Genomic DNA, 23069 nt, shown 5'->3' with positions numbered 1-23069 from the left:
TAGCGGCGAGGCCGCCGGGAAGTCTCGGCAATCTCGAAGCTGGGCGCCCGCGACGGCCCCGCCCGATGCCTCCGATCAGCCCGTGATGCGATCCGCGATGAGCGGTCCGCCGTCGAGCACGGGCTCGCCGGCGTCGCCGATGCGGTACGCGCCCTCGACGGCGTCGAGCGCCCTGGCGAAACGGGCGGGCTCGTCGGCGAGCAGTGTGAAGAGCGGGTCGCCCTTGCGCACGGCGTCGCCGGGCTTCGCGTGCAGGTCGATGCCCGCTGCATGGTGCACGGGGTCCTCCTTGCGCGCGCGGCCCGCGCCGAGCCGCCACGCGGCGATGCCGAAGGGCAGCGCCTGCTGCTCGACGAGCACGCCGTCGCGGTCGGCGACGACGGTGTGCGTCTCGCGCGCGACGGGCATGGCCGCATCGGGGTCGCCGCCCTGGGCCACGACGAAGGCGCGCCACGAGTCCATGGCCCGTCCGTCGTCGAGCGCCGCCTCGACGTCGGCGTCGTGCACGCCGGCGAGCTCGAGCATCTCGCGTGCGAGGGCGATGGTGAGCTCGCGCACGTCGGCGGGCCCGCCGCCGGCGAGCACCTCGACCGATTCGCGGACCTCGTTCGCGTTGCCGATCGTGAGGCCGAGCGGCACGTTCATGTTCGTGATGAGGGCGGATGTCGCGACGCCGGCGTCTGCGCCGAGCGCGACCATCGTGCGGGCGAGCTCGCGCGAGCGGTCGATGTCTTGGAGGAACGCGCCCGACCCGAACTTCACGTCGAGCACGAGCGCCCCGGTGCCCTCGGCGATCTTCTTCGACATGATCGAGCTGGCGATCAGCGGGATCGCCTCGACCGTGCCCGTGATGTCGCGCAGCGCGTAGAGCTTCTTGTCGGCGGGCGCGAGGCCGGACCCTGCGGCGCAGATCACGCCGCCCATGTCGCGCAGCTGGGCGAACATCTCCTCGTTGCTGAGGTCCGCGCGCCAGCCGGGGATCGACTCGAGCTTGTCGAGGGTGCCGCCCGTGTGCCCGAGCCCGCGTCCCGAGAGCTGCGGCACCGCGACGCCGAAGCTCGCGACCAACGGCATGAGCGGCAGGGTGATCTTGTCGCCCACCCCGCCCGTCGAGTGCTTGTCGGAGGTGGGCTTGCCGAGCCCGCTGAAGTCCATGCGCTCCCCCGAGGCGATCATCGCCATGGTGAGGTCGCGGATCTCGCGGCGGCTCATGCCGTTCAGGAAGATCGCCATGGTCATCGCCGACATCTGCTCGTCTGCGACGTAGCCGCGCGTGTACGCGTCGACCAGCCAGTCGATCTCGCGCGTGTCGAGCTCGTGCCCGTCGCGCTTGGCGCGGATCAGGTCGACCGCGTCGAATGCCTCGATGCCGCTCATGCGCCGGCCCCCTTGAACTCTGCGAGCTGCCGCGGACCGAACGCGTCGGGCAGCACCTCGTCGATGGTCTTGATGCCCGAGACGGTCTCGAGCAGCATGCCGTCGGCCGAGTGCTCGTACAGCAGCTGGCGGCATCGCCCGCACGGCATGAGCACGTTGCCGTGGCCGTCGACGCACGAGAACGCCACCAGCTTGCCGCCGCCCGACATCACGAGCGCCGACACGAGCGAGCACTCGGCGCAGAGGGTGACGCCGTACGAGGCGTTCTCGACGTTGCACCCGCTCACGATGCGGCCGTCGTCGACGACGGCGGCCGCTCCGACCGGGAACTCGGAGTACGGCACGTAGGCCTTCGCCATCGCCTCGCGCGCGCGCTCGCGCAGATCGGTCCAGTCGATCGCATCCGTTGCGGTCATGGTGCTCCCCCTCGAGATGTGGGCGTCGGATGCCCCGGGGTCGCCGGGGCATCCGGTCAGGATTTGATGTACGGCTTGCCGGCGGCCGCGGGACCCCGGACCTTGCCGACCAGGCCGGCCACCGCGACGATGGTCACGACGTACGGCAGCATGAGCATGAACTCGCTCGGAACGGGAGATCCGATGACCGAGAGCGTGTTCTGCAGGTTCGACGCGAAGCCGAAGAGCAGTGCCGCGAGGGTCGCCCTGATCGGATCCCAGCCGCCGAAGATGACGGCCGCGAGCGCGATGAAGCCCGCACCGGCGGTCATCTCCTTGTTGAAGGCGATGCCCGAGCCGATCGTGAAGAACGTGCCGCCGAAGCCGGCGATCGCGCCGGCGAGGGCGACGTTCCAGAAGCGCGTGCGGTTCACGTTGATGCCGACCGTGTCGGCGGCCTGCGGGTGCTCGCCGACCGCGCGGAGGCGGAGGCCCCAGCGGGTGTGGAAGAGGCCGATGTAGACCGCCGCGACGGCGATGTACATGATGTAGACGACCAGGGTCTGGCGGAAGAACACCGGCCCGATGATCGGGATGTCGCTCAGCAGCGGGATCGGCAGGCGCGGGAAGCGCGGCGGGGAGTTCAGCACGGCCGCGTTGTCGGAGAGCACCTGCGAGAAGAAGAAGCTCGTGAGTCCGGTGACCAGCACGTTCAGCACGACGCCGACGATGACCTGGTCGACGAAGTACTTGATCGAGAAGGTCGCGAGCACCATGCCGACGAGCATGCCCGCGATCATGGCGCCGATGGAGCCCGACAGCAGGCCGACCCACGGGGAACCGGTGGCCGAGGCGACCGCCGAGGCGACGACGGCCGACGAGAACGCACCGGCGAGCAGCTGGCCCTCGATCGCGATGTTGACGACGCCGACGCGTTCGCCCATGACGCCGGCCAGCGAGCCGAAGATGAGCGGCACCGCGAGGCTGAGCGAGCCGAAGAGGAGGCCGATCATCGGCAGCGTGGCCCCGGCGCCCGCCCAGGTGAGGAAGCCGAACAGGAACAGCACCGCGAAGATCACGGTCACCCAGAGCGGCACCCGGCGCTTGGCCGTGGTCGCCCAGACCGCGTACGCGGTGATCGCGGCGAGCAGCACCACGACGGTCCAGAGCGCGGGCATCGCGGGCACCGAGATGTTGGCGAGCTTGATCGCGTCGTCGTCGCTGGCGACGAGGCGGTAGGTCGTGTCGCCCTCGCGCGGGGCGAACACCGCGAGGGCCAGGGCGACGAGCGTGAAGACGCCGTACGCGATCGCGACCTTCCAGCTGACGACGACCGTCTTCGCGAGGGCGTCGGGCTGGGGTGCGACCTTGTGGTGCTCGGTGACCGTGCTCACTTCGCCGCCACCTCCTTCGTGACGATCGGGCGCTGTCGTTTCGGACCGCGCGCCGGGTCGGGCAGGCGGAAGATCGTACGGACGAGCGGCGGCGCAGCGATGAAGAGCACGATGAGCGACTGCACGACGAGCACGATGTCGATCGGCACGCCCTCGGCGGCCTGCATCGAGTAGCCGCCGGCCTTGAACGCGCCGAACAGGATGCCTGCGAGGAAGATGCCGCCCGGGGTCGAACGCCCGAGGAGCGCCACCGTGATCGCGTCGAATCCGACGCCCGCGTCGATGCCCGCCGTGAACCCGGTGGTCACGGTGCCGAGCACCTGGCTGACGCCCGCGAGACCGAGCAGCGCGCCCGAGATGAGCATGCCGTAGACGTACATCGAGGGCACGTTGATGCCCGCGACGCGCGCCGCGTTCGGGTTCTCGCCCACGGCCCGGAAGCGGAAGCCGAGGCTCGAGCGGCTGAGGATCCACCACACGAGGATGGTGGCCGCGACCGCGAGCACGAATCCGAAGTGCAGGTTGTAGCCGATGCTCTTGAGGTTCCAGAAGATCGCGTTGTCGTTCATGGGCGGTGTCTTCGGGTTCGACGAACCGGGAGCCTGCAGCAGGCCGGGGGTGCGCAGCATCCACGAGACGAGGTAGAACGCGACGAAGTTCAGCATGATCGTGACGATCACCTCGTGCGCACCCGTCTTGGCCTTCAACAGACCGGCGATGCCGCCCCAGAGGGCGCCGCCGAGCAGGCCGCCGATGAGGGCGACGAACATGTGCAGGCCGGGCGGCAGGTCGAAGCCGAAGCCGATCCAGCCGGCGACCGATGCGGCGATGAGCATCTGCCCGCGGCCGCCGATGTTGAACATGCCGACGCGGAACGCGAGGCCGACGCCGAGGCCGCCCGCGATGAGCGGCGTCGCGAAGGTGAGCGTGTCGGTGAGCGGCTTGATGCCCGCGGCGAAGGTGTCGCGGCGGAAGTTGTAGATCGAGCCTTGGAAGAGCGCGGCGTAGGCGCCCGACACCGAGTTCCAGATCGCGATGAACGTGTCGCCCGGGCGTGCGAAGAAGTACACGCTGGCCTGCTGCACGTCTTCGTCGGTGAAGGCGATCATGATGGCGCCGACGACGAGCGCGAGCACGACCGCGAGCACCGAGATGATCGCGTTGCCCGTGGCGATCTGCTGCCACATGGTGTGCCAGCGCGAGGGCTCCGGCACCTCGGGAGCCGGCTGCTTCGGCGCCTCGGCGGCCGGGGCGGCGGCGGTCGGGACCTCGGATGCCTCGGGCTTCGCCTCGGACGGGGTCTGGGCGTCGCTCATGCTGCGGCTCCTTCTGGCTGCTCGCCGGCCATCATGAGGCCGAGCACATCGCGCGGGGTGTCGCCGGGCACGATGCCGACGACCTTGCCGCGGTACATGACCATGATGCGATCGGCGAGGGCGGCGACCTCGTCGAGCTCGGTCGACACGACCACGACGGGGACACCGCGGTCGCGGGTCTCGACGATGCGCTTGTGGATGAACTCGATCGAGCCGACGTCGACGCCGCGGGTGGGCTGCGCGGCGACGAGCAGGCTCAACTCGCGGCTGAGCTCGCGCGCGAGCACGACCTTCTGGGCATTGCCGCCCGAGAGCTGCCGCACCTTCTCGTCGATGCCCTGCGTGCGGACGTCGAACTCCTTGACCTTCTCGCGGGCGAACTCGGCGAGCAGGCCGCGCTGGATGTTGCCGGCCTTCACGAACGGAGCTCCGTCGGAGCGGTCGAGCATCAGGTTCTCGGCGATGGTGAACTCGCCGACGAGGCCGTCTTCGTTTCGGTCTTCGGGCACGAAGCCGACGCCCGAGTCGAGGATCTTGCGCACGCCCTCGGTGGTGAGCTCGACCCCGTCGAGCTTGATCGACCCGCGCACGCGGGGCTGCAGGCCGACGAGCGCCTCGGTGAGCTCGGTCTGGCCGTTGCCCTGCACGCCGGCGACCGCGAGGATCTCGCCCTGGCGCACCTCGAAGCTCACGTCGTTGACGACGAGCTGGCCGATCGCGTCGATGACGGTGAGTCCCTCGACCACGAGCAGCGGCTCGCCGAGCTTCGGTTCGTCTTTCTGCACGGTGAGCTCGACCGCGCGGCCGACCATGAGCGAGGCGAGCTCGCTGTTCGACGCCGTCGGCGAGGCCTCGCCGACGACCTTGCCGAGGCGGATGACGGTGATGCGGTCGGCGACCTCGCGGACCTCGCGGAGCTTGTGGGTGATGAAGACGATCGAGGTGCCGGACTCCTTGAGCTGGCGCATGATCTGCATGAGCTCGTCGGTCTCCTGCGGCGTGAGCACGGCCGTCGGCTCGTCGAAGACGAGCACCCTGGCGTCGCGCGAGAGCGCCTTGATGATCTCGACGCGCTGCTGCACGCCGACCGGGAGGTCGTCGACGAGCGCGTCGGGGTCGACGTCGAACCCGAACCGCTCGCTGATCTCGCGCACGCGGCGCCGCGCGGAGTCGAGGTCGAGGAACCCGCCGCCCTTGGTCGCCTCGTTGCCGAGCATGACGTTCTCGGCAACCGTGAACACGGGGATGAGCATGAAGTGCTGGTGCACCATGCCGATGCCGGCGGCCATCGCGTCGCCCGGGCCGGCGAAGTGCTGCACCTGGTCGTCGAGCAGGATCTCGCCCTCGTCGGCCTGGTAGAGGCCGTAGAGCACGTTCATCAGGGTCGACTTGCCTGCGCCGTTCTCGCCGAGCAGGCAGTGGATCTCGCCGGCCTCGACGGTGAGGTCGATATGGTCGTTCGCGACCAGGCTGCCGAACCGCTTCGTGATACCGCGAAGTTCGAGCTTCATGTCCCCGATCCTAGTGAGAGGGCTGCATTTGCAGCAGAGGTTGCGCGGATGTCGGGCAGCCGCGGAGCTCAACGCTCAGATGTTGCGAACGGGCGACGGATGCGTCGATACAGCGCACGCGCCACCCGGAATGCAGATCGGGGAGACCGGCGAACCGGCCTCCCCGATCTGCATGCGTCGGACCTACTGGTTGAGGTACGACTTGACTTCCACGTCGCCCGAGATGATCTGGGCCTGCAGGTCGTCGAGCTCGCCCTGGAGCGTGTCGGACACCTTCGACTCGAAGTCGTGGAACGGCGCGATGCCGACGCCCTCGTTCTCGAGCGTGCCGACGTAGGGAGCCGGGTCGAAGTCGCCCTTGCCCGCTGCGAGCACCGAGTCGTAGGTCGCCACGTCGATGCCCTTGAGGATCGAGGTGAGGATCAGGTCGGCGACCGAGGGGTCGGTCTGGGTGAGGTCGGCGTCGACGCCGATCATGGCGATGTCACGGCCGGAGTCGCGGATCGCGGCAGCACCCGACTGGTAGATCGGGCCGCCGACGGGCAGCAGCACGTCGATGTTCTGGTCGATGAGCGCCTGCGCGGTCTGGCGGGCCTGGTCGTTGGCCTCGAAGCCGCCGGTGAAGGAGCCGTCCTGCTTGGCGGTGTCCCAGCCGACGACCTTGACGTCGGTGCCCTTGGCCTCGTCGTAGAACTGGACGCCCTGCGCGAAGCCGTCCATGAAGATCGAGACCGTCGGGAAGTTCATGCCGCCGTAGGTGCCGACGACGCCGGTCTCGGTGAAGTCCGCCGCCGCGTAGCCGGCGAGGAACGCGGCCTGCGCGGTGTCGAAGAGGATCGGCTTGATGTTGTCGGCGTCGACGGTGCCGTCGAAGTCGTTGTCGGCTGCGTCGTCGATGATGACGTACTCGACGTCGGGGTTGGCCGTGGCCGACTCGACGGTCGCGGCCGAGAGCGCGAAGCCGACGGTCACGATGACGGTGCAGCCCTGGTCGACGAGGCTCGCGAGGTTCGGCGCGTACTCGGTCTCGTCCTTCGACTCGACCGTGATCGCCTCGACGCCGAGCTCGTCGGCGGCCTTGGTGATGCCCTCGAAGCCGAGCTGGTTGAAGGACTTGTCGTCGAAGCCGCCCGCGTCGGAGACCATGCAGGGCTGGAAGCCCTCGATCGCCTCGGCCGTGGGAGCCGCGGACTCTTCGGGCGCCGACGCGCAACCGGCGAGCAGAGCGACGCTGCCGAGCAGCGCGAGACCGGCGATTCCGGCCTTCTTGGTCGTGACCTTCACTGTGTCCTCCAAATAGTGCGCCCCGGACAGAGAGCGGGGGCTGTGGGCACACGTTACCGAATGTTGCGCGCACGCTCCCACGACTTTGCGGACGCGACATCCAATGGTTATGAAGACGCGACATTCTGCTCATATGAGCACGGGGCGTCACCCCCGCGCGGGGGTGATCCAGGTCGGCGGCGGCCTCTATCAGGGCGCGCTGGGCGACTCGACGACGATGTCGCCCGCGATGATCGCCTGCCGCAGGCCCTCGATCTCGGCGTCGAGGTCGACGCTCACGAGCGCCTCGAGCTCGTGGTACGGCGCGATCTCGACGCCGCCGTTCTCGAGCGTGCCGACGTAGGGGTCGTTCGTGAACGCCCCCTGCTGCACGTCGCCGACGATCTGCACCATAGCGTCTTGAGTGTTCTTCAGCACGCTCGTGAGCACGATCGGCCGGAACTCCGCCGGCAGGGTGTCGTAACCGTCGCTGTCGACCCAGATCACCGAGACGCCGTCGTGCTCGAGCGCGGCCGCGGCCGCACCCTCGCCCACCTGGCCGGCCACCGGCAGGATCACGTCGGCGCCCTGATCGATGAAGCCCTGCGTGAGGGTCTTGCCCTTGTTCACGTCTTCGAAGTCGCCCGTGAACGCGCCGTCCTGCGCCGCCTTGTCCCACCCGAGCGCCCGCACCGCGGTGCCGTGCACCTCGTTGTACTTCGCGACGCCGTCGACGAAGCCGTCCATGAAGAGCGTCACGGGCGGCTGGTTGCCGCCGCCGAACGTGGCGACGACGCCGGACTTGGTGACCCCGGCCGCGAGGTACCCGGCGAGGTACGACGCCTGCGCGGTGTCGAAGACGACGGGCTTGACGTTCTCGGCGTCGACGCTCTCGTCGACGATCGCGAACGACACGTCGGGGTTCGCCCCCGCCTCCGCGAGCGTCGGGTCGGCCAGCTCCCAGCCCACGGTCACGACGAGCTCGCAGCCGGAATCGACCGCCTGCTCGACGTTCGGGGCGAGGTCGGTCTCGCCGGTCGAGACGATCGCCTCGGCATCGACGCCGAGCTCGGCCTCGGCCTGCTGCAGGCCCTCCCAGCTCGACTGGTTGAAGGAGCGGTCCTCGAGGCCGCCCGAGTTCGTCACCATGCGCACGCAGCCGGCGTCGTCGGTCGGCTCCGTGCCGCCGGGTGCCGCCTGGCAGCCCGCCAGGGCGACGGATGCCGCGACGAGCGCGATGCCGAATCCGAACCTCTTGCGCGACATCCGTCTCTCCTTCGCCTGCACGTGCCGTTCGTTCGATTGTGGCGCGGCCGGCGCCGGTCGGCCAGTGCCAGCGCCCGGCGCCCTGCCGGGACCCGTCGTCAGAGCACGTCGCCCGAACCGCCGAGGCGGAGCGCGTCGACGACGGCCTTCACGCGCTGGGCGTGCTCGCTCGTGGTCACGAGCAGCGCGTCGGGCGTGTCGACCACGACGATGTCCTGCACCCCGATGAGGCTGATGACGCGCTTGGACCGGCTGACGACGATGCCGCTCGAGGCGTCGGCGAGCACCCTGGCGTGCTCGCCGAGGATCGCGAGCTCGCCGGAGCGGCCCGACGAGTTCAGCTTGGCGAGCGACGCGAAGTCGCCGACGTCGTCCCACTGGAAGTGGCCGCGCACGACCACGAGCCGGCCCGCGTCGGCCGCGGGCTCGGCCACCGAGTAGTCGATCGCGATCTTCTCGAGCTTCGGCCAGATGCGATCGACGGCCGGGCCGCGGGTCGCGGTGTCGTCCCACGCCGCGGCGAGCTCGAGGAGCCCGGCGTGCAGCTCGGGCTTCGTGCGCGCGATCTCGTCGAGCAGGGTCGACGCCTTCGCGATGAACATGCCCGCGTTCCAGAGATGGGCGCCGCCCTCGACGTAGCGGCGGGCGGTGTCGAGGTCGGGCTTCTCGACGAAGCTCCGCACGAGCTCGACGCGCTTGGCGCCGTCGACGCCCAGCTCGGGCCCGCACTCGATGTAGCCGAACCCGACCGCCGGCTCGGTCGGCGTGATGCCGATCGTCGCGATGTACCCGGCGCGCGCGGCGGCGACCGCATCGGCGACGGCCGACCGGAACAGGGCCTCGCCGGAGATCACGTGGTCGGCCGCGAACGACCCGATGATCACGCCGGGCTCGCGCCGCTCGAGGATCGCCGCGGCGAGGCCGATCGCGGCCGTCGAGTCGCGCGGCTCGCTCTCGAGCACGACGTTCTCGTCGACGAGGTCTGGCAGCTGCGCCTCGACCGCGGCGCGGTGCGCGCGACCCGTGACCACCATGACCCGCTGCTCGCCCGAGAGCGGCGCGAGGCGGTCCCACGTGTCCTTGAGCAGGGTCTGCCCCGACCCCGTGAGGTCGTGCAGGAACTTCGGGGCGTCGGCTCGGGAGAGCGGCCACAGCCGCGACCCGACCCCGCCCGCGGGGATCACGCTGTAGAAGTCGTCGAGAGGTTCTGCACGCGGAGACATGAGTCAGAGGATACCGGGCGGCCTCGACATCCGACCCGCGGAATTCCGCAGCCCGAACGGCGACGATATCTCGACATCGAGAGAGTTAGGGCGCCCTAAGCGGCGGCGCGGCGACCCCGGGACTACAATCGCATCGGGTCGTTCGGCCCGTTCGCGCCCTGAAGTCGCAGGGCCTTTCACACAGCCAGGGAGGGTTGTTCATGCCAGAGAACTCGGCAGGAACCCTGGCCGCACCCGCGAAGCCGGCGAAGCAGAAGCCGGGCGGCACGCTGTATCGCGGCCGCGAGGGAATGTGGTCGTGGGTACTGCACCGGATCACCGGTGTCGCCATCTTCTTCTTCCTCCTGGTGCACATCCTCGACACCGCGCTGGTGCGGGTGAGCCCCGAGGCGTACAACGCCGTCATCGGCACCTACCAGACGCCGATCATGGGCCTGGGCGAGGTGGCGCTCGTTGGCGCGATCGTCTTCCACGCGTTCAACGGCATCCGCATCATCCTGGTCGACCTCTGGTCCTGGGCGACGCGCAACCAGAAGGTGCTGTTCTACATCGTCATCGCCCTCTGGGTCGTTACGATGCTCGGCTTCGCGCCCCGCCACCTCATGAACGTCTTCAGCCACTAAGGAGCCGCCGACATGTCCGTCATCGAAGCGCCTCGCAGTCAGGCACCCCGCACCCGCACCCGCGGGCCGAACCTCGAGAAGTGGGGCTGGATCTACATGCGCGCGAGCGGCGTGGTGCTGCTCGTGCTCATCTTCGGCCACCTCTTCGTGAACCTCCTCGTCGGCGAGGGCGTCAAGGCCATCGACTTCGGCTTCGTCGGAGGCAAGTGGGCCGACCCGTTCTGGCAGTGGTGGGACGTGCTGATGCTCTGGCTCGCCCTCATCCACGGCGCCAACGGCATGCGCACCATCGTGAACGACTACACGAACCCCGGCACGACGCAGAAGGTGCTGAAGGGCGCCCTGTTCCTCGCGGCGACCGTGCTCATCGTGCTCGGCACGCTCGTGGTGTTCACGTTCGACCCGTGCCCCGCAGGCTCCCCCGCCGACCTGCTCCCCTCGTTCTGCCCCGCTGCCTAGGAGAACCGTGACGTCCCAGAGCGCACACGTCGAGACGAAGGTCGTCGACGGAGTCCACTACCACCAGTACGACATCGTCATCGTCGGCGCCGGCGGCGCGGGCATGCGTGCCGCGATCGAGGCCGGCCCCGGCGCGAAGACCGCGGTGATCTCGAAGCTCTACCCGACGCGCTCCCACACGGGCGCCGCGCAGGGCGGCATGGCCGCCGCCCTCGCGAACGTCGAGGAGGACAGCTGGGAGTGGCACACCTTCGACACCGTCAAGGGCGGCGACTACCTCGTCGACCAGGACGCGGCCGAGATCCTCGCGAAGGAGGCGATCGACGCGGTCATCGACCTCGAGAACATGGGCCTGCCGTTCAACCGCACGCCCGAGGGCAAGATCGACCAGCGCCGCTTCGGCGGCCACACGCGCGACCACGGCAAGGCGCCCGTGCGTCGTGCGTGCTACGCCGCCGACCGCACGGGCCACATGATCCTGCAGACGCTGTTCCAGAACTGCGTCAAGCTCGGCATCGAGTTCTACAACGAGTACTACGCCCTCGATCTCGTCATGACCGAGGTCGACGGCGTCGAGCAGCCCTCGGGCATCGTCGCGTACGAGCTCGCGACGGGCGAGCTGCACGTCTTCCAGGCGAAGGCGATCATCTTCGCCACCGGCGGCTTCGGCAAGATCTACAAGACCACCTCGAACGCGCACACCCTCACGGGCGACGGCGTCGGCATCATCTGGCGCAAGGGCCTGCCGCTCGAGGACATGGAGTTCTTCCAGTTCCACCCGACCGGCCTCGCCGGCCTCGGCATCCTCCTCACCGAGGGCGCCCGCGGCGAGGGCGCGATCCTGCGCAACGCCTCGGGCGAGCGGTTCATGGAGCGCTACGCCCCCACCATCAAAGACCTGGCGCCGCGCGACATCGTCGCCCGCTGCATGGTGCAGGAGGTGGCCGAGGGCCGAGGCGCGGGCCCCCACAAGGACTACGTGCTGCTCGACTGCACGCACCTCGGCGCCGAGGTGCTCGAGACCAAGCTCCCCGACATCACGGAGTTCGCGCGCACCTACCTCGGCGTCGACCCGGTGTACGAGCCCGTGCCCGTGATGCCGACCGCGCACTACGCCATGGGCGGCATCCCCACCAACGTGGCCGCCGAGGTGCTGCGCGACAACGACACCGTCGTACCCGGCCTCTACGCGGCCGGCGAGTGCGCCTGCGTCTCGGTGCACGGCTCCAACCGCCTCGGCACGAACTCGCTGCTCGACATCAACGTCTTCGGCAAGCGCGCGGGCCGCAACGCGGTCGAGTACGTCAACTCGGGCGTCGACTTCACGCCGCTGCCCGACGACCCCGCCGCCGGCATCCGCGACATGCTGCAGCTGCTGCGCGACTCGAACGGCACCGAGCGCATCGCCGCGATCCGCAAGGAGCTGCAGGACGAGATGGACAAGAACGCCCAGGTGTTCCGCACCGACGAGTCCCTCGCCCACGTGACGAACGTCATCGCGGGCCTGCGCGAGCGCTACAAGAACGTCGCCGTGCAGGACAAGGGCAAGCGGTTCAACACCGACCTGCTCGAGGCCGTCGAGCTCGGCTTCCTGCTCGACCTCGCCGAGGTCGTCGTCTTCTCGGCGCGCAACCGCCAGGAGAGCCGCGGCGGCCACATGCGCGACGACTTCCCGAAGCGCGACGACGAGAACTTCATGCAGCACACGATGGCCTACCTCTCGGGCGATGCGCACTCGGCCGACGCGGCCGACCACATCCGGCTCGACTGGAAACCCGTCACCATCACCCGTTACCAGCCGATGGAGAGGAAGTACTGATCGTGAGCACCGCCACGCTCGAGCAGCCGCCGGCAGCAGAGGCCGCCATCCAGTCGTTCACCGTCACGTTCCTGATCCGCCGGTTCGACCCCGACGTCGACACCGAGCCGCGCTGGCAGGACTTCGACGTCGAGATGTACGCGACCGACCGCGTGCTCGACGCCCTGCACAAGATCAAGTGGGAGCAGGACGGCTCGCTGACCTTCCGCCGTTCGTGCGCTCACGGCATCTGCGGATCCGACGCGATGCGCATCAACGGCCGCAACCGGCTCGCGTGCAAGACGCTCATCAAGGACCTCGACATCTCGAAGCCCATCTACGTGGAGGCCATCAAGGGCCTGCCGCTCGAGAAGGACCTCGTCGTCGACATGGAGCCGTTCTTCGCGAGCTACCGCGAGGTGCAGCCGTTCCTCATCGCCAACTCGAAGCCCGAGGCCGGCAAGGAGCGCGTGCAGTCGATCGCCAAGCGCGAGATCTTCGACGACACGACCAAGTGCATCCTCTGCGCCGCGTGCACCTCGTCGTGCCCCGTGTTCTGGACCGACGGCCAGTACTTCGGCCCCGCCGCCATCGTGAACGCGCACCGGTTCATCTTCGACGACCGCGACGACGCCGCGAACGTGCGCCTCGACATCCTGAACGACAAGGAGGGAGTGTGGCGCTGCCGCACGACCTTCAACTGCACCGACGCGTGCCCCCGCGGCATCGAGGTGACCAAGGCCATCGCCGAGGTCAAGCAGGCCATCATGCGCGGCAAGCCCTGAGCGAACCCGCAGCGACACCGTCGCACGAAGAAGGGCCGATGCGTTCGCATCGGCCCTTCCTCGTTCCCGGTCGCGTTCCCCCTCGCGACCCGGGTGCCGGTCGCGGCCCGACGGGTTCACCCACCGCCGGGCCGCAGCTGATCAGTCGCCTGCGGTCTCCCGTCGGCGCCGGACGACCGCCCACGTCACCGCCAGGCCTCCGAGGATCACGAGGCCCGCGGCCCCCCAGATCCAAGGCCCGCCGGCGAATCCGGTGACGGCGGTGCCTCCGAGGAGCACGGTGACCGTGTCGTCGGCGCACTCGGTCACGGGATCGGGATCGTCGGCCGTCTGCCAACAGACCTCGCCCGTGTTGTCGATCGACGACAGCTTGGTGCCCTCCCTCACGTGCACCGCGAGGTCGATCACCGGTGCAGTGACGAAGTTCGGCCCGAGCTGGCCCAGCAGCTCGCAGTGCAGCGTGCCGCCGTATCCGGCCGAGTCCTTGCCGGTGACCTCGCAGTCCTCCCAGCGCGGGAACGCGGGAGCCGGGGCCGTCGTGATCGCGTCGACGCGGAGGTCGGCCGGGATCTCGTCGAACACCTCGGTCGGGTTCGTCGCCCCGGTGCCCACCGACGTCACCTGCAGCGAGTAGGTGTAGTCGCCGCCCGCCTTCGTGTTCGTGACGCTCGCCGTCTTGTCGATCTGGAGTTCGGCCGGACGGTCGAGAGCACAGGTCGGGAGCGCCTGCGGGTAGACCGCGAGCACGCTCTGGCTCGGGTTCACCGAGAAGGTCACCGAGACGGGCTCCTTCGTCACCGTGTAGGGGTTCGACGGATCGCCGGTCGGCGTGTACGTCTCACCGCGCCACGGGAACGTCGCGTCGTCCTCGTCGAGGATCAGGTCGAGGAACCGGAACCCCGGCACCACCGACGACGGATCCGCGAGGTCGGCCTCGGTGATCGGACGCCATCCGGGGAACGCGAACGGCACGCCCTCGGCGTCGACCTCGGCACCCGGCCACAGCAGCCGGCCGTTCCGCTCGTCCCACGGGATCGTCTGCACCTTGGTGAGCGTTCCGTCGGCCGACTTCCAGGTGACCGTGATGTCACCGGGGGTGACGTTCTCGGTCGCCCGCACGTCGAAGTACAGCCACGGGACATCCGCGATGCACCTGACGTACACGCCGGCGTCGATCTTCTTGACCGGCACCTCGGCGTCGGCGCAGTCGTTGTCGGGGAAGATGTCGCCGATGTTGCCCTCGGGGACCTCGATCGCCAGTGCCGCGATCCCGGGCGCCGGGGGCTCGTAGCCGCTGGTCGCCACGCAGGCCGTGTTCGGGATCACCTGGTTCTCGGGGAACGGGGGCAGGACCGGAGGCGGGTCGTCGGGACCGACCGCCGGCGGGGCCTCGGCCTCGGACGGCAGCACCCGCACCGGGATCGTGATCGTCGTGACCTGACCCTCCTCGTACGTGCCCGTGTAGTTCGCCGTGAACTGGTTGCCCACGGTCGACTCGGTCCAGTTCTCGGGGGCCTCGAACGTCGCCGGGCCGGTGATCTCGAGCGACGGATCGATGAGGTCCGTCACCTCGAGGTCCTGCACCGGGATTCCGTGGTTCGTGACCGTGAGCACCCAGTCGAACTCGGCATCGCCGGTGTCGTCCACCGCGGTCACGCCGTCGGGCAGCCTGGGCGTCTTCTCGATGCCGACGTCGACGACGGGGATGTCGACGCAGGCCGAGATCGGCGTCGTGACCGTGCCCGTGGTGAACTCGCCGCCGTTGTAGAAGCCGTGGCCCTCGGTGTTCTCGAGGCACTTCGCGTCGTCGGTGTTCGTGATCGTGTCGACCTGCACCGTTGCGGTGATGGTCCAGACCTCCGTCGTGCCTGCCGGGAGCGCGCGGCCGTCGGCGAGCACGGTCCCGTCGGGATCGCCTCCTGCGACGCCGGTCCAGGTCGGGACCGGGCCGTCGGGACCGCTCGCCGTTGCCGTGAACGTCGTGCCCTCCGGGAAGGCGGGCGTGTCGCTCAGGTCGTAGTACTGGTCCTTCTCGCTGTCGTTGGTCACCGTGATCTCGTACGAGACGTCGAACGAGCCGTCGCCGTTGTAGACCGGTGCGCCGAGGACCGACTTGACGGCGGTCGACGTGCCCGGCTCGTCGCAGTCGGTGACGACCGTGGGCAGTTCGCCGATCGTGACCGTGGCCACATTGCGGAACCCGCCCTCGCCGAACATCTCGCCCGTCGTGCAGACCGTGGTCTCCTCGGTCCAGGCGTCTGCGGTCACCGTCGCGACGACCTCCACCTCGAAGGTGTCGGTGTCACCGGCGCCGAGCGGCTGGTCGGTCGCGAGCGTCTCCTCGAGCGTGTCGGGGAGGCCGTCCCACGTGCCGCTGTCGCCGTACGACGAGCTCCACGAGGCCTCGTCGATCGTGATGCCCTCTCCGAAGTTCGAGAGGTCGTCGGTCAGGTCGTACTCGAGGGGCGAGACGCCGCTCGTGTTCTCGACCGTGATCGTGTACGCGATCGCCCACGTGCCGTCGGGCTGCTGCTCGGCCGAGTCGACGGTCTTGTCGACGACGTAGGTCGCCGGCTTCGCCGTGTTCGTGATCGAGCAGTAGACGTCCTGTCCGGGCTGCAGCGTCACCGCGTCGTCGTCGAGGACCACCGCCGTCGGCGGCTCCTGGCTCTCGTCGACGCAGATCCAGGTTCCGGCCTCGAACTCACCGACCTCGGGGAAGTCGGCGGTCTCGGCGAGATCGTACGGCGTGTTCGACATGACGTCGCCGCTCGCGCCGCCGTCGCCCTCGACGACCGGGGTCCCGTTGTCGCTCGCACTCAGGTGCCACAGCGTCGGCGGGAAGTCCTCGGCCACCTCGTCGGGCGCGACGAACTTCTCGAGTTCGAGCGTCGGCGCGATGTCCGAGTTCTCGATCTCGCAGTCGACGCTCGCGCCGTAGGTGTTCACCGTGAGCGTCGCGTTCACGGAACCCGGCGTGCTCACGAGCGTGAAGGCGTCATCGCCGCTCTCGGACTCGCAGGTCCAGGTCGCCGTGACCTCGTACTCGACGCCGTTCTCCCAGATGGTCGAGACCTCGTTGAGGGTGTACCCGACGCCGACGTCGACCGGCCCGCTCGCGGTGCCCGGTCCGCCGAAGCCGTCGTCGAGCCCGCTCGCGGAGACGGTCCAGTCCGCCGGGACGGCGGTGCCGCCGTTCGGGTTCTGCACGATCTTCTCGAGCGTCACCGTCTGCGTGCACTCGACGATGTTCGTGACCGTGAACGTGTTGTGCGTGTCGACGAGTTCGTGATCGCCGAGCCCGTCGGCCTCGACGAGCCGGCAGCCGTCGGGAACCTCGACTCCGGACTCCGCGACGTTCACCTCGTCGTGCAGCACGTACGGACCGTACTCCGTGTCCCACTCGACCGTTCCGCCGTCGAGCACCGCGGTGGCGCCGAACCCGTCGGGCAGCTCGTCGCTGTCCCACGCGATCGGGTCGCCGCCGTTGATGACCCACTCCTTGTGCAGGTCGACCACGACGGGCACGTCGTAGCAGGCGTCGTCGGTGTAGCTGTCACCCGAGACCACCTCGGCCCAGTTCAGCAGGCCCTTGCCGCCTTCGCCCTCGCAGAGCAGTTCGTCGCTGCCCTCCGCGTCGGCGACGGTGAACGAGGCGACCACGGTGAACGTGTGGATCGCGCCGCCGGCCAGCGCCTGGTCCTCGACGATCGTGTCGGTCGAGGGCGATGCGCCGTTCCAGGCCGGGTCCACCGTGACATCCGCGCTGGAGACCTCGCGATCGGTGATCGTGACGTCGCCCGCGAAGTCGGGGGTGTCGGACAGGTCGTACACCAGCTCCTGGTCGGGGCTGAGGTTCGAGACCGTGATCCGGTAGGTCGCCTCCCAGTGGTCGCCGACCTGGGTCACCGCCCCGACCGTGCTCTTGTCGATCTCGGGCTCGGCCGGGAGTCCGCAGCCGGTGTCGGTCGACGTGATGCCGTTCGACGTCAGCGCGACCTCGTTGAGGAACCCGACATCCGGGTCGTTCTCGGTGAATGCGCACGTGTTCGTCGTCGGCAGTTCGAACGCCGCGGCGTCGACCGTGGCCGTGACCGTCACGGTGTACGTGTGCACCGCGTCGATGCCGATCACCTTGTTCGTCGGCACGAGCTCGGCCGTCGGGTCGGCGGTCGGGTCGGCCCACGATCCGCTCGTCTCACCGGTCCACGAGGCCGACTGGATGTCGATCCCGGGGCCGAAGCGGAGCGTGTCGTCGAGCGTGTACCGCGACACGAACTCCGAGTTGCCCGTGACGGTGATGTCGTACTCGATCGTCCAGACCCCGTCGCCGTCCTGGGTCACCGTCGGGTCGTCCTTCACGACCGTCGGCTCGCCGCCGCGGCTGATGTTGGTGCAGTCGTCGTCGGACCGCGTGATCTCGCCCGACGTCACGGTCGCCTCGTTGAGGAAGCCGACGCCTTCGGGGTTGTCCTGGTTCGCGCACTCGAGCTGCTCGGGCTCGATGTCGCCCACGGGGGCCTCGACGTTGAAGACCAGCGTGTAGACCGCCTGGTCACCGGCCAGGAGGGGCACGTTCGTCGCCAGGGCGATCGCCCCGCCGGCGTACGGCACCGCGGCGGCGCCGTTGATCGACACCGTGTTGTACACGACGCCCGCCGGGAAGGCCGGGGTGTCGCTCAGCGAGTAGTACACGGGCTTCGCACCGGGAGCCGAGTTGTCGACCGTGACGGTGTAGCTGACGTTCCACGTGCCGTCGCCCTGCTGCACGGCCGTCGCACCGGACTTGGCGATCGTGGGTGCGCTCGGCGAGTCGCAGGCCGACTTGTCGGTCGTGACGCCCGCGACCTCGAGGGTCGCGGTGTTGTTGAACGCGCCGTCGCTGCTGTCGCTGGGGCAGGCCGTCTGCGCCGGGGTCAGGTCGGGCCCGTCGAGCGCGATGCCCGCGACCGTGATGCGGTAGGTGGTGGCGGTTGCCGCAGCCAGGTAGGCGTCGTCGACGAGGTCGCCGCTGCCCGCCCACGGGGTCGCGTAGGGCGCGCCGTCCTTCGTCACGACGTAGCTCGCGCCGCTCAGGTCGACGCCCGCGCCGAAGTGCAGCTCGTCGACGAGCGAGTACGTGCCGCCCACCGTGCCGCTGTTCGTCACGACGACGTCGTAGGCGATCGTCCAGGTGCCGTCGGCGCCCTGCACGACCGAGCCGGGAACGACGGCCTTCGTGTGCGTGATGTTCGGCGTGTTGACCGTCACGCAGCCCGTGACGTCCGTGGTCTGGTTGCCCGAGACGAGCGTGGCGTCGTTGTTCAGGCCGCCGCTGCTCGGACACGTGTACGCCGGGTCGTCGGCGCCGATGCGCACCACGACCGAGATCTGGTAGACGTGGGCCGCAGCCCCGCCCGCGATGGACACGTCGTCGGCGAGCAGGGTGTTCGGCGCTGCGCCCGTCCACCCCGCGACCGGGGTCACCCCGGGCGGGGCGGACACGACCGTCGGGTCGCCGACCTGATCGACCGAGGCCGGGAGGTCGAGCTGGTCGATGAGGTCGTAGACGACACCGGTCGTCGCCGACGGGTTCACCACGGTGATCGTGTACGGGAGCGTCCACGTGCCGTCACCGTTGTCGACGGCCGTGCCGCCGACCTTCGTGATCACCGGGTTCACCGGCAGCGCGCAGTCCTGCGCCGGGTAGTCGACCCCCGCGACGGTCATGACGGCCGTGTTGAGGAATCCGACCGTGCCCGGGGTTCCCGCATCGCAGGCGGTCGGGCTCGTGCCGCCGAAGTCGGCGCCCGGGTCGACGGTCGCGGTGACCGTCACGTGCCAGGTGTGCGACGTGCCCTTCACGAGGGTCGGCTCGCCGGTGAAGGCCTGCTCGTCGGTGAACGGCACGCTCCACGACGTGCTCGCTCCCGGAGGTGCGGGCAGGGTGCGCTGGTAGGACGCGCTGTCGACCGTCACGTCGCCGCCGAAGTCCAGCGTGTCGGTGAGCTGGTACGTCAGGTCGAGGAAGTTGCTCGGGTTCGTCACCACGATGTCGTACCCGATGGTCCACGAGCCGTCGGCGTTCGCCGTCGGGATCGCCGCCGTCTTCGTGATGGTCGGCACGACGGGCTTCAGGGTGTTGGTCACGACGCAGGATGCCTCGTCGCCGGGCGCGAGCGCCGGGAGCAGCGGACCGCCGATCGGCGCGCCCCCGTTCACGGTGCACTGCCACGTTCCGGCCTGGAACTCGCCCGAGTTCGGCAGCCCGGTGGTCTCCATGAGGTTGAACGCCACGCCGGAGGGCACGTCCACGAATCCGTCGGTGCCGCCCGCTCCGCTCGCCACGACAGCGGCGTTGTCGGCGCGCGTCGCGGTCAGCGTCCACGAGGTCTTGTCGGCGACGCCCGACGGCGCCACGACCTTGTCGAGCGAGAGCTTCGGCAGCGTCGCGATGTTCGTGAACACGCAGATCGCGGAGTCGGTCGGAGGAAGGTTCACGCTCGTCGCGTCGACGTACGTGTCATCGGGGCCGGTGTTGCACTGCAGCGACTGCTGCTCGTAGCCCGCGGGGCCGTTCAGCTCCGAGAGGTCGTACGTCGAGCCGGGGCGCAGGTAGACGGTCGTGCCGGACTTCACGGTCGAGGTCACCTCGCCGTTGGCCGTGCTCGTCGGAGTCGTGCGCAGGTCCCAGTCGTTCGGGACCGCGGTGCCGCCGTTGCTCGGATCGACGACCTTGTTCAGCTGCACCTGCGAGGTCTGGTTGACCGCCGTGCACCCGACCCAGGTGCCGAAGGGCACGCGCACGCCGCCGTTCAGGCCGCCCGCGTTGTTGCCCGCGCCTCCGGTGCCGCCCTCGGCATTGAGCGTGACGCAGTTCCAGGTGCCGCTCGACCCCGGTACGCGCTGGGCGGGGTCACCCGTGAACGGCTGCACGTAGAGCGCGGTGTTCGGCGTGTTGCCGGTCTCCGAGAGCGGGTAGTACGCCGTCGGGGTGACGTTCGCGACGACGCCGCTTCCGGTGTCTGCGCCGGTCGGGCCCGGCAGGTACGGCCCGCCTGGGCCGTCGACCGGAGGCAGCGACGTCAGGGTCCAGTCGCCCTTCGCGGCCGGCCCGCCCTGCACGGTCTTGAAGAGGGTCAGCTTGGTCGGACACGACACGGTGTTCGTGATCTCGTACGTGTTCAGGCCCGCGACGAGCGTCGCCGCGTAGGTCTTGCCCGCCGACACGTCGACGTTGGTGCCGGTGCCGTTCGCCTTGGTCAGGGTCTGGCTCGTGATCGTGCAGAGCAGCGGCAGCTGGCCGAGCGACTCGCCGATCGGCACGACCTGGCCCTGCGAGAACCCGCCCTGCTGGTTGCCGAAGCCGACCTGCGAGCCGTTGATGGTCGAGATGCCGGTAAGGCTCGGGTCCTGCGACCCGTGCGGCACGGCGGGTGCACCGTTCACGGCCCAGAGCTTGTTCACCACGACCTGCGCCGCGGGATTCGGTGCTCGGTTGTAGAACGTGCAGCTGATGGCGGATGTCGCGGACACCGGCACGACCACGCCCGGCTGTCCGGCGACGACGGGCGCATTCGTGACCGGCACGTTCGTCGCGGGAGTCGTCGAGAGGTCGCGGCAGACCGCGTTGAAGCCGCCCTGCTGCTCGTTCGTGTAGCCGGCCTGCTGGGTCTCGCGGATGGTCACGCTGCCCGTGGTGCCGCCGGGGAAGTCGAGCGGGTAGCTGATGGCGCCGGTTCCGTCGGTCTGGCCGTTGGCGGGGTTCGGCGACCCGACCGTGATGCCGTTGGTCGGGTTGCTGGCACCGATCGCCCAACCGGCGGCCGGCTGCGCGTTGGCGACCGTGCCGGCCGGCGGGATGACCTGCTTGACGACGCTCACGCCGCCCGTGCAGTTGCCGAGCGCCAGCGCGCGGAGCGCGGCCGCCGCGGCCGTGTAGCTGGCCTCCTGGTAGTAGTCGGCCGTCGCGGAGTTCGATCCGTTGTACTTCGTCGGGCCCGAGATCGCCGCGAGGTTGAGCGCGGTCGACGGGGCGGTGACACCGCTGCCGACGCCGAGCGCGATGACGCGGGTCCCCTCCTTCTTGATGGCGTTCGCCGAGAAGATCGCGTTCTCGACCTCGCGGATGCGGGTGAAGTTGCCCGGTGCCGTCTCGGTGCCGTACACCGTCGGGTTGCCGTCGGTGAGCACGATTGCCACGTCGTACGAGGCCGCGCTCGTGGCGACCTGGTACATGCCGCGGTCCCAGTTCGTCGAGCCGTTCGCAGTGAGGCCGTTGATCCACCCGGAGACGATCGCGCCGCCCGCGGGCGTCGAGACGGCGGTGATCGGCCGGTTCTGGTTGTTCGCACCGGACTGCGGAGCGGTCGGGCCGAACGTGAAGAGCCCGACGCGCGAGGGCGTGCCCTCGAGCGCCTGCACGAGGCTCACGCCGGCGGCGCGCGCCTGCACGATCGAGGGGCTCACCGAACCGGAGAGGTCCATGACGAGCGCGACGTCAAGGCCGCACTGCTGGGGAAGCGCGATGTTGTTGCGCGAGGTCTGCCAGGTGCCGCCGGAGGCCGAGCGGTTCGTGTTGCCGGTGCCGACCATGAACTGCGCCGTGCTGTTGTAGGTCGTGCCGCCGCGCAGCTGGTACGAGTTGGCGGCGTTGCCGATGCGGAAGCTGTACGGGGTCTGCTGGCTGTTGCCGCCGTCGGCGTCGCCCGTGCGGATGAGCGGGTTCGCGAAGTACCCGGTCGGCGCGCCCACCTGGCGCACCCACAGTTCGCGGTCGCGGTTGGCGTTGTTCGGCGCCGTGCCGGTGTTCGGGATCTGGAACCAGCAGTCGCCGGCCGAGTCGGAGACGCAGGTCGCCCACGGGTCGGCGAGCTGGGTGCCGCCCGTCTGCGCCGTGAACAGCGCGAGCGTGACGCCCTCGAGCGGGTTGATGGTTCCGGCGTTGGCGAGGTCGCGGTCGTCGCCGACCTTGACCACGACGACCGACGTGGTCGGCGTGTTCGGGGGCGGCGCCAGCAGGGCGGCAGCGTCGGCCTTCTCGAGCTGCGGTGCCGCCGCCTTCGCCGACTTGAGCGGCGCCGTCGTCGGCTCGGGCTGCTCGCTCGGGGTCTCCTCGACCGGCGCCTCCGACGGCTCCTCGCTCGGCGCCTCCGAAGGCTCCTCGCTCGGCGTCTCGGACGGCTCGTCGCTCGGCGGCTCGGTCGGCTCGTCGGTCGGCTCAGCGGCATCCGTCGGCTCCGCGGCATCCGTCGCCTCGGTCGTCGTCTCGCTGGTGACGGCGGGATCGGTCGCCGGGTCGGTGGCCTCGGCGAACGCCATGGTCGGCAGTCCGACCACGATCAGCGCGCCCACGGCGATCGAGGCGATCAGGCCGCGTGCGGACCGGGAGCGTTCGCGTTCACGACGGCGTCGAGAGCGGCGCGGGTGCAGTGCGCGCTCGTCGTCTCGAGTACCGAACCAGTTGTTCATCATCATTGAACCTTCGCGTCGGGTCAGACTGCCGGAAATGTTGAGGAATTCGCAGGTCTTGGCAGTCAAGCACTGCGACGCGAGCGCGCGACAGGTTCGGGCTGTGACCAATACGGGGGACACGCTCCGCTTCTGCCCCCCGGTTGCACGGGAAGCCGCCTCCCGTGTCCCCCGAAGACGGGGTGCGCGTGGTCGCGGTCATTTCGATG

Annotated in this window: 13 protein-coding genes; 4 read left to right on the top strand and 9 right to left on the bottom strand. The window is 69.6% G+C overall.

All coding sequences use genetic code 11. The features are described from left to right. Positions 1-75: 75 nt before the first annotated feature. From ACFVS8_RS05605 to ACFVS8_RS05570, 8 genes are all read right to left on the bottom strand, one after another. A complete protein-coding gene (locus ACFVS8_RS05605) occupies positions 76-1377 on the bottom strand; it encodes a thymidine phosphorylase (protein ID WP_387058691.1) in 1302 nt (433 codons plus the stop codon). Next, positions 1374-1793 carry a cytidine deaminase gene (locus tag ACFVS8_RS05600; RefSeq protein ID WP_387058688.1) on the bottom strand — a complete coding sequence of 140 codons (420 nt, stop codon included), beginning with the start codon at positions 1791-1793 and terminating at the stop codon, positions 1374-1376. Before ACFVS8_RS05600 ends, ACFVS8_RS05605 begins: the two co-directional genes overlap by 4 nt. A 56-nt stretch (positions 1794-1849) precedes the next feature. Further along, positions 1850-3166 (bottom strand): ABC transporter permease, encoded by a 1317-nt coding sequence (locus tag ACFVS8_RS05595; RefSeq protein WP_387058685.1) that lies wholly within the window; start codon positions 3164-3166, stop codon positions 1850-1852. After that, positions 3163-4482, bottom strand: a complete 1320-nt coding sequence (locus tag ACFVS8_RS05590; RefSeq protein ID WP_387058683.1) for an ABC transporter permease — start codon at positions 4480-4482, stop codon at positions 3163-3165. The genes ACFVS8_RS05595 and ACFVS8_RS05590 overlap by 4 nt, the downstream gene beginning before the upstream one ends. After that, complete coding sequence (locus ACFVS8_RS05585) at positions 4479-5993, bottom strand: ABC transporter ATP-binding protein (protein WP_387058680.1); 1515 nt, start codon at positions 5991-5993, stop codon at positions 4479-4481. The genes ACFVS8_RS05590 and ACFVS8_RS05585 overlap by 4 nt, the downstream gene beginning before the upstream one ends. 183 nt (positions 5994-6176) lie before the next feature. After that, positions 6177-7277, bottom strand: a complete 1101-nt coding sequence (locus ACFVS8_RS05580) for a BMP family protein (protein WP_387058678.1) — start codon at positions 7275-7277, stop codon at positions 6177-6179. Positions 7278-7466: 189 nt separating this feature from the next. Then, positions 7467-8522: a BMP family protein gene (locus ACFVS8_RS05575; protein ID WP_387058675.1), complete on the bottom strand. Its 1056-nt coding sequence runs from the start codon at positions 8520-8522 to the stop codon at positions 7467-7469. Between the two features lie 98 nt (positions 8523-8620). Continuing rightward, positions 8621-9745: a mannose-1-phosphate guanylyltransferase gene (locus ACFVS8_RS05570; protein WP_387058672.1), complete on the bottom strand. Its 1125-nt coding sequence runs from the start codon at positions 9743-9745 to the stop codon at positions 8621-8623. Positions 9746-9945: 200 nt separating this feature from the next. Between ACFVS8_RS05570 and sdhC the strand changes: the two genes are divergently transcribed. The 4 genes from sdhC to ACFVS8_RS05550 are packed head-to-tail and all read left to right on the top strand — an operon-like array spanning position 9946 to position 13410. Next, positions 9946-10368 (top strand): succinate dehydrogenase, cytochrome b556 subunit, encoded by a 423-nt coding sequence (gene sdhC / locus ACFVS8_RS05565; protein WP_092967951.1) that lies wholly within the window; start codon positions 9946-9948, stop codon positions 10366-10368. A gap of 12 nt (positions 10369-10380) precedes the next feature. After that, on the top strand, positions 10381-10827 hold the full coding sequence (locus tag ACFVS8_RS05560) for a succinate dehydrogenase hydrophobic membrane anchor subunit (protein ID WP_092967949.1): 447 nt from the start codon (positions 10381-10383) through the stop codon (positions 10825-10827). Positions 10828-10834: 7 nt separating this feature from the next. Then, positions 10835-12646, top strand: coding sequence for a succinate dehydrogenase flavoprotein subunit (gene sdhA / locus ACFVS8_RS05555; protein WP_387058669.1), 1812 nt, complete (start codon positions 10835-10837; stop codon positions 12644-12646). Between the two features lie 2 nt (positions 12647-12648). Further along, positions 12649-13410, top strand: a complete 762-nt coding sequence (locus tag ACFVS8_RS05550) for a succinate dehydrogenase iron-sulfur subunit (protein ID WP_387058666.1) — start codon at positions 12649-12651, stop codon at positions 13408-13410. A gap of 141 nt (positions 13411-13551) precedes the next feature. Here the strand turns inward: ACFVS8_RS05550 and ACFVS8_RS05545 are convergent, their stop codons facing one another. Then, on the bottom strand, positions 13552-22860 hold the full coding sequence (locus ACFVS8_RS05545; RefSeq protein WP_387058663.1) for a hypothetical protein: 9309 nt from the start codon (positions 22858-22860) through the stop codon (positions 13552-13554). Positions 22861-23069 lie beyond the last annotated feature (209 nt).

It is taken from the genome of Agromyces sp. NPDC058110 (assembly GCF_042884735.1).
In the GTDB taxonomy this organism is placed as follows: domain Bacteria; phylum Actinomycetota; class Actinomycetes; order Actinomycetales; family Microbacteriaceae; genus Agromyces.
This window is presented reverse-complemented; position numbering and strand designations above follow the sequence as displayed.